We start from the raw sequence: 2,879 nt of genomic DNA, 5'->3' as shown, positions 1-2,879 counted from the left end.
GCGGAGGGCCGCGACGCCCTGCGGGTGGCCTACCGGCGGCGGCTGCTCACCGTGGCGGCGGCCGACCTGGCCGACGACGACCCGGCGGCGGCGGTCGACGACGTCACCCTGGCGCTGTCCGACCTCGCGGACGCCGCCCTGGAGGCCGCGCTGGCCCTGGCCCGGGCCGTGGTCCCGGAGGCCGAGGCGTGCCGGCTCGCGGTGATCGCGCTGGGCAAGTGCGGGGGCCGGGAGCTGAACTACGTGAGCGACGTGGACGTCATCCACGTCGTGGCGCCCGCGGAGGGGGCCAGCGACGAGCAGGCCCTGCGGGTGGGCGGCGAGCTGGCCGCGGAGCTGGCGCTCGCCTGCTCCGCCGTGACGCCCGAGGGGGTGCTGTGGCCGGTGGACGCCGGGCTGCGCCCGGAGGGCAAGGACGGCCCGCTCGTGCGCACGCTGGAGAGCCACGTGGCCTACTACGCCCGCTGGGCCCGCAACTGGGAGTTCCAGGCGCTGCTCAAGGCGCGCCCGGCGGCCGGGGACCGCGAGCTCGGCGACGCGTACGCCGAGCGGGTCGCCGCCCTGGCCTGGAAGGCCGCGGACCGCCCCGGCTTCGTGGCCGACACCCAGGCGATGCGCCGGCGGGTGGAGGAGCACGTGCCGGCCCGGGAGGCCGACCGCCAGCTCAAGCTCGGCCGCGGCGGCCTGCGCGACGTGGAGTTCACCGTCCAGATCCTCCAGCTCGTGCACGGGCGCACCGCCACCGCGCTGCGCACGGCGAACACCCTCGACGGCCTCGAGCGCCTGGCCACGTACGGGTTCGTCGGCCGCCACGACGCCGCCGACCTCGACCGCGACTACCGGGTGCTGCGCGTCCTCGAGCACCGCCTGCAGCTGCACCGCCTGCAGCGCACCCACCTGCTGCCGGTGGCCGAGGCCGACCTGCGCCACCTCGCCCGCGCCTCCGGGTGCTCCGGGGTCGAGGAGCTGCAGGCGCTGCTGGCCACCGTGCGCCGCCGGGTGCGCCGGCTCCACGAGCTCTTCTTCTACCGGCCGCTGCTGGCGGCCGCGGCCTCGCTGAGCCCCGACGAGATCCGGCTCAGCCCCGAGGCCGCGCGCGAGCGCCTCGCCGCGCTGGGCTACCGCGACCCGGCCGGGGCGCTGCGGCACATCGCCGCGCTGACCACCGGGGTCAGCCGCCGCTCGGCCATCCAGCGCCAGCTGCTGCCGGTGATGCTCGGCTGGTTCGCCGAGGGCGCCGACCCGGACGCCGGGCTGCTCAGCTTCCGCCGGATCAGCGACCGGCTCGGCGGCACGCACTGGTACCTCAAGATGCTGCGCGACGAGGGTGCGGCCGCGCAGCGGATGGCGGCGGTCACCTCCTCCAGCCGGTTCGTGGCCGCCGGGCTCGAGCGCGACGCCGAGGCCACCCGCTGGCTGGGCACCGACGCCGACCTCGTGCCCCGCGACCCCGCCGCGCTGCGCGGCGAGGCCACCCGGGCGGTGGAGCGCCAGGACGACCCGGCCGCCGCCGCCGCCCTCGTGCGCCACCTCCGCGGGCGCGAGCTGCTGCGCACCGCCGTCGGCGACGTCGTCGGGGTGGTCGAGCCGGACGCCGTCCGCGCCGCCCTCACCGGCGCCACCGCCGCCGCGCTGGACGCCGCCCTGGGCCTGGCGCAGCGCACCGTGGCCGCGACCCGCGGCGAGGAGCTCGTCACCCGCCTCGCCGTGATCGGCATGGGCCGCCTCGGCGGGGCGGAGATGGGCTACGGCAGCGACGCGGACGTCCTCTTCGTGCACGACCCGCTCCCGGGCGCCGATACCGCGCTGGCGCAGGACCAGGCGCTCGCGGTGGTCGGCGAGCTGCGCCGGGTGCTCACCGCGCCCGGGCCCGAGCCGGCCCTGGAGGTCGACGCCCGCCTGCGCCCGGAGGGCCGCGACGGGCCGATGGCGCGCACGCTGGCCTCCTGCGCGGAGTACTACCGCCGCTGGGCGCAGCCGTGGGAGGCGCAGGCCATGCTGCGGGCCGCGCCCGTGGCCGGCGACCCCGAGGTGGGCGCCGCGTTCATCGCCCTCGTCGACCCGCTGCGCCACCCGCCCGGCGGGGCGGACGAGGCGGTGGTGCGCGAGGTGCGCCGGGTCAAGGCCCGGGTCGACGGGGAGCGGCTGCCCCGCGGCCTGGACCGCCGCCGCCACCTCAAGCTGGGGCCCGGCGGGCTGGCCGACGTGGAGTGGACCGCTCAGCTCCTGCAGCTCCAGCACGCCGGGGCGGTGCCCGCGCTGCGCACGGCCTCGACCACCGGCGCCCTGGCAGCGGCGGCGGACGCCGGCCTGCTGGCGCCCGCGGACGCCGAGGTGCTGGCCGCCGCCTGGCGGGCGGCGTCGCGCGCCCGCGACGCCCTGGTGCTGCGCGGGGGCCGGCCGACGAACGTCATGCCCACCGACCCGGACGAGCTCGAGGGCGCCGCGCGCCTGCTCGGCTACCCGGCCGGCTCCGGCCACGCGTTCGAGGAGGACCTGCGCCGCCAGGCCCGCCGGGCGCGCGCGGTGGTCGAGCGCGTCTTCTACGGCTGAGCCCCGCGGCAGGTGCTGCAGGTGCCCACGAGCGCCACGTGGCCGACGTCCAGGACGAAGCCGCGCTGGGCGGCGAGGTGGTCCGCGAGGTCGGCGAGGGCCCCGGCGGGCACGTCCTCGAGGCGGCCGCAGGCGTGGCACTGCACGTGCGCGTGGTCATGCCCGTTCACGCCGTCCGCGGCGAGGTGGTGCACGGTGGCGCCCCGGGCGGTGTGGGTGTGCACGACGAGGCCGGCCTCGGTGAGCGCCTCCAGCGCCCGGTAGACCGTCGCCCGGTGCACGCCGGGGCGGGCGGCCGCGGCGCGGGCGACGACGTCCTCGGCGCG

2 protein-coding genes are annotated in these 2,879 nt (G+C 79.2%); one reads left to right on the top strand and one right to left on the bottom strand.

The genetic code is table 11. The annotated features are described in order from the left end of the window. A partial coding sequence (locus tag AC5FZL_RS16285; RefSeq protein WP_493619923.1) for a bifunctional [glutamine synthetase] adenylyltransferase/[glutamine synthetase]-adenylyl-L-tyrosine phosphorylase occupies window positions 1-2,553 on the top strand: 2,553 nt, incomplete at its 5' end. Here the strand turns inward: AC5FZL_RS16285 and AC5FZL_RS16280 are convergent. Beyond that, on the bottom strand, window positions 2,544-2,879 hold a 336-nt coding region (locus AC5FZL_RS16280; protein WP_493619922.1), incomplete at its 5' end, for a Fur family transcriptional regulator. The two genes, AC5FZL_RS16285 and AC5FZL_RS16280, sit on opposite strands and share 10 nt — an antisense overlap.

The sequence above is a fragment of the Quadrisphaera sp. DVD1 genome, from assembly GCF_058932755.1.
Note: the sequence above shows the minus strand (reverse complement) of the source record. Positions and strands in the feature narration are given on the sequence as shown.